5 protein-coding genes are annotated in these 3738 nt (G+C 67.8%); 1 reads left to right on the forward strand and 4 read right to left on the reverse strand.

Annotated elements, in window-relative coordinates; all coding sequences use genetic code 11:
* Nucleotides 1-486 (reverse strand): MFS transporter (locus ACTHL9_RS03920; RefSeq protein ID WP_440517463.1); only part of this gene is annotated, 486 nt, incomplete at its 3' end.
* 223 nt (nt 487-709) lie between these two features.
* Here ACTHL9_RS03920 and ACTHL9_RS03925 point away from each other — a divergent pair.
* Entirely contained in the window at nt 710-1456 is a 747-nt protein-coding gene (locus ACTHL9_RS03925; RefSeq protein WP_440517465.1) for a FadR/GntR family transcriptional regulator, read from the forward strand.
* Here the strand turns inward: ACTHL9_RS03925 and ACTHL9_RS03930 are convergent.
* The 3 genes from ACTHL9_RS03930 to ACTHL9_RS03940 form a co-directional block, all read right to left on the reverse strand.
* A complete protein-coding gene (locus ACTHL9_RS03930) occupies nt 1453-2337 on the reverse strand; it encodes a hypothetical protein (RefSeq protein ID WP_440517466.1) in 885 nt (294 codons plus the stop codon). The genes ACTHL9_RS03925 and ACTHL9_RS03930 overlap by 4 nt on opposite strands.
* Nucleotides 2334-2915 carry an RNA polymerase sigma factor gene (locus ACTHL9_RS03935; RefSeq protein ID WP_440517467.1) on the reverse strand — a complete coding sequence of 194 codons (582 nt, stop codon included), beginning with the start codon at nt 2913-2915 and terminating at the stop codon, nt 2334-2336. The genes ACTHL9_RS03930 and ACTHL9_RS03935 overlap by 4 nt, the downstream gene beginning before the upstream one ends.
* Nucleotides 2916-3099: 184 nt before the next feature.
* The coding region (locus tag ACTHL9_RS03940; RefSeq protein ID WP_440517469.1) for an adenylosuccinate synthetase at nt 3100-3738 on the reverse strand (639 nt) is incomplete at its 5' end.

The following is a 3738-nucleotide window of genomic DNA, read 5'->3' on the forward strand; positions in this document are numbered from 1 at the left end:
CACGATCGAGAAGACCTCGCCGAGGCCGAACATGAACTGCCAGCGGCTGCCCATCACCTCGCGGGCGCCCTTGGACATCGACTCCATGATGTAGGCGTAGCCGTTGGAGATGTCGCTGCCCAGCGGGATGCCGATGAGGAAGCGGATGATGATCAGGTCCCACACGCCGTGGGAGAAGCCCTGAGCAAGCGCCAGCACGATGAATAGCACCATCGTGAGGATGAAGACGCGCTTGCGCCCCAATCGGTCGGCAACAAAGCCGCCCAGAAGGGCACCGATCAGGGCGCCGCCCTGAACACCGGCCGTCACGAGCCCGAGCTCGGCCGCGGTCGGGTGGTATTCCGCAGTGATAAAGACGAGGACAAAGGAGATCGCGTAGAGATCCCATGCCTCGATGAGGATGGTCGCAATCATCATCCAGCCGCCGCGGCGGCTGGACGTGGTGCCGTCCTTGTTCAGGAGGACCTCGGTTGCCTTGTCGGACAACCGTCGAATGGTGGCCTGGTCCATCATTGCCTTTCTCGCAGGAGACCGGCGCGCTGTGCACGAGCCTTCGCGGCAGGGCCGGCGGACGCCATAGTCGCTCCTTGATGGTGTATTGCATCTGCTTATGTCGCCATAGATGCGCGTTAGATCATACCTAAAAGTGTGACAACCGCAACAGCTATCATGTAGAGGATGTGATCGCGGCTGATCTCCAGGAGTTCCCATGCCCTCAGGCCCCCACCATTCGTCCCCCAGGGACCCGGCTCCGGGACTCCATGCGAAGGTGCTCGAAGACCTGGGATCTGCGATCGCGGACGGGAGCCTCGCGTCGGGGACGGTTCTCCAGATCGAGGAGCTCGAAGAGCGATGCGCCGTCTCACGTTCCGTGGTGCGCGAGGCTGTCCGGGTGCTCGCGTCGATGGGCCTCGTCACCATGCGGCGCCGAGTCGGCGTCCAAGTCCTGCCGAACTCGGAATGGAACGTGTACGACCCCGAGGTCGTCCGATGGCGGCTCGAGACGTCAGGCCGGCTCGCTCAGATCCAGTCGCTGACCGAGCTCCGCATCGCCGTGGAACCCGAGGCCGCCAAGCTGGCCGCGACGCGCGCACCCCAAGAGCAGGCAGCGGAGATCCTGGCTCTCGCGGGCGACCTATGGGTTGCCGGGAACGAGACGGACAGCGAGAGATTCCTCGAGCTCGACATCGAGTTCCACCGGCTGATCCTCATGGCGTCCGGCAACGAGATGTTCTCGGCCCTCCACCCGCTGATCGCCGAAGGCCTGACGGGCCGCACCCACCATGGGCTCATGCCCGAGCGGCCGCACCTCGAGGCGCTCCAGCTGCACATGGACGTCGCCGTGGCCATCCAGCGCTCCCGCCCCGATGACGCGCACGCTGCGATGGAGGCGATCATGGATCGGGCGATCGCCGAGATGCGCGAGCTCTCGAGGCCGCCGGAGAAACGCTCCTAGCGCGAGACGTGGCGGGCGCTGCGGGCCGCCTGAGCGGGGCCCGCGGCATGCGCTGCAACTGCGGCTTGGGCGGCAACCACCTTGGCTGCAGCCGCCGCCTGAGCCATACCTGCCGCCCGGGAGACCGCAGCCGACACCTGGGCCGCGATGACTCTGCCCGTGGCATTCCGGACGGCGGCCGCAGCGGGAGCAGGCAGCGCCGGCACGGGGGTGTCAACATGGCGCCCGGCAGGAACGGCCGGCGCCATCTGCTCGACCGCCACGGCGGCCTCCTCGATGACCTCGTCCGGAGGCGTCGCCCGGTGGCGCGGGGCTGTGGGCGAAGTCTCATCAGCGGCCGAAGGCCCCGCAGGAGGAGGCGGCGGGGGCTGAACGGCGACCGGTGGGGCCGGGACCGCGGCCTGCTGCGGAGTTGAGACAGGAACTTGGGGGTGGATGTCCGGCCCGTTCGCAAGCGGAGCGGTGACAACGGGTCCCACGGCCTGAGGCGCATCGGCCGAGTAGTCGACCCCGCCGAGGGCGGCTACGCCCGAGGCGCCCAGGCCGACGCCGGCAACAACCGCGGCGCTGATGATGGCACCTCTGTGCCGCTTGCGGGGCACAAAGCGGACGACGGCGCCCTCCCGCGGCCCGAACTTCTCCAGGGCCGCGTCTGCTGCCCGGCGCGCGGCGCGGCTGGGGGCGGTCCCAGCGCCACTCCCCGAGGTGCCGAGAGCGAGGAGCTCGGCCAGCGCCCCGCTCGGCTTCGGCGCCGTGGGCGGGCGCAGCGCGCGGAGGGATTCGAGCGCAAGGCCCAGATCGTCGTCGTACGCCATCCCTGCGTCTGCGAGGATCTCCGCCACCACCTCGTGCGGAGTCTCGTGTCCACGCTCACTGCTCACGGTGCGCTCACCCCTTCCGAAACCATCTCACGGAGGGCTTTGAGCCCCCGCCGCTGAAGCTGTTTGACGGCGCCCGGCGTCTTGCCGAGCACGTTGGCCACATCGTCCACGCTCAACTCCCCCACGATCCGCAGCATGAGCACGTCACGCTGCTCCGGTTTGAGCGTACCGATGAGCAGCTGGGCGTCCGTCTGCCCCGTCCGCACGAGGGCCTCGGCCTCCGCCGACGGTGCCGCCCTGTCGTCCAGGAGCGGGTCATAGTCCACGCTCACGGGCCGGCGCTCGACTCTCCGGTAATGATCAACGACCCGAGCGTGCGCCACCGAGAACACGAAAGTCCGCAGCCCTGCGACACCTCCGGCGATACTCCCCACGCGCGGGAGAACGCTGAGGAACACGTCCTGCATCAGCGCTTCGGGATCCTCGACACCCCTCCCCGTGAAGTAGCCGACGACCGCCGGGGCCAGCGCGGCATAAATCCGCGCGAAGAGTTCGGGCTCCTCATGGGCGCCCGCCACAAGGTCATCGTCTGTGAGCGCATCGGGCCCGCTGCGGCCGCTCCGTTGAGTACTCGCCATGGCCGTCCCAGTCTAAAGGGAGAGGTCGCCGGACACAGAGAAGCCGGGCTGGAACATGATGGGGGACAGATTCCAACCCGGCTTCAACTAGGTTATCGCTCGAAGGGTCGCAGAGGTTACGCGATGGCAGAACTTTTTTTGAGGGACTTTCGTCCCGACTTCTGCACCGGTTTCCTCGGCCTCGTCAGTCGATGAGGTCGCGGACCACGATCGTCTGGTCGCGGTCGGGACCGACGCCGATCGCCGAGAATCGGGTGCCGGAGAGCTTCTCGAGGGCAAGGACGTAGTCGCGCGCGTTGGCGGGGAGGTCGTCGAGGGACTGCGCACCCGAGATGTCCTCGGTCCAGCCGTCGAAGTACTCGAAGATCGGCTTGGCGTGGTGGAACTCGGTCTGCGTCATCGGCATCTCGTCGTGGCGGACTCCGTCGACGTCGTACGCCACGCACACCGGGATCCGCTCGATGCCGGTGAGCACGTCGAGCTTGGTCAGGAAGTAGTCCGTGAAGCCGTTGACGCGCGAGGCGTGGCGCGCCAGCACGGAGTCGTACCAGCCGCAGCGGCGAGGGCGGCCAGTGTTCACGCCGAACTCACCGCCAGTCTTCTGCAGGTAGGCGCCCATCTCGTCGAACAGCTCGGTCGGGAACGGGCCAGCGCCCACGCGGGTCGTGTAGGCCTTGATGATGCCGATCGCGCGGGAGATGCGCGTCGGGCCGATGCCCGAGCCCACCGAGGCTCCGCCCGCCGTCGGGTTCGACGACGTCACAAACGGGTAGGTGCCGTGGTCGACGTCGAGGAACGTCGCCTGGCCGCCCTCCATGAGAAC

The sequence above is a fragment of the Sinomonas sp. genome (assembly GCF_051955515.1).
GTDB lineage: Bacteria > Actinomycetota > Actinomycetes > Actinomycetales > Micrococcaceae > Sinomonas.